Origin of the sequence: Nocardia veterana NBRC 100344 (genome assembly GCF_000308855.1) — a bacterium.
GTDB classification, from domain to species: Bacteria; Actinomycetota; Actinomycetes; order Mycobacteriales; family Mycobacteriaceae; genus Nocardia; species Nocardia veterana.
This window is the reverse complement of record NZ_BAGM01000017.1, coordinates 1-856: the sequence shown is the minus strand read 5'-3', so window position 1 is coordinate 856 and position 856 is coordinate 1. Positions and strand designations below refer to the sequence as shown.

The 856-nt window shown below is 68.3% G+C and carries 1 protein-coding gene; it reads right to left on the bottom strand.

What is annotated here, in order from left to right:
- On the bottom strand, window positions 1-856 hold an 856-nt coding region (locus tag ON37_RS03585), incomplete at both ends, for an FtsK/SpoIIIE domain-containing protein (protein WP_040716666.1).

Sequence of the window (856 nt, the reverse complement as noted above, 5' to 3'; positions counted from 1 at the left end):
TGATCACGGGGGCTGGGGAATACAGGTCGGCGATGGCGTCTGCGTGGTCGTCGTCGATCCAGAACGCCCGCACCCGAACGAATTCGGTGCTGCCGTCCTCGCCGACGTAGCCGACACCCGGGGTGGTTTCCGGGATGCGGTCGCAGTAGGCGCCCCGATCCCGAGCACCCTGCCCGTGGACCATCGCCGTCTGTGTCGGCTCGTCCAACCGCAGCCCGATACGCACCGGGAACAGTTGCCGGTTCGGCATCGTCTCCTTGGACGGGTCCTGCAACGCGGCGATCACGGAGACACCCGCGGCGCGGCCCTTGGACAGCAGCAGTCCGGTCAGCTTCCGGAACTCTTCTTGCTCGGTGCGGTCGGCATACGACGACAGCGACGCGGCTTCGTCGATGATGATCAGGATCAGCGGCTCGTCCACGCCGGGGACCAGCTTGCGCACCCCCGCCGCCCGCATCCGGGCAAGCCGCTCGTCCATCTCGTCGCGAGCCTCGGTCAACATCGCCAGGATGGAGCCGGAGTCGACAGCGAACCGGGTGAACAGCCGGTTTTCGCCGCGCCCGAATTCGGCGCCGCCTTTCGGGTCGGCCATGCGCACATCCACGAGTCCGGCTTTGATCGCGGGGCCGAGGCCGGCCAGGATCGACCACAACACCGAGCCCTTACCCGAACCCGTGGCACCGGCGAGAAGGATGTGCGAGTACAGGATTCGCAGCAGCCACGGTGCCCCGTCCTCGCGCACACCCACCGGAACCGCTTCCAGATCCACACCCGCGGCGACGGTGCCGGGGGTGTCGGTGGTGACCGCTTCGGCCAGGGTGTCGTGCACCCGCAATTCGAGACGCACCCAGCCCGG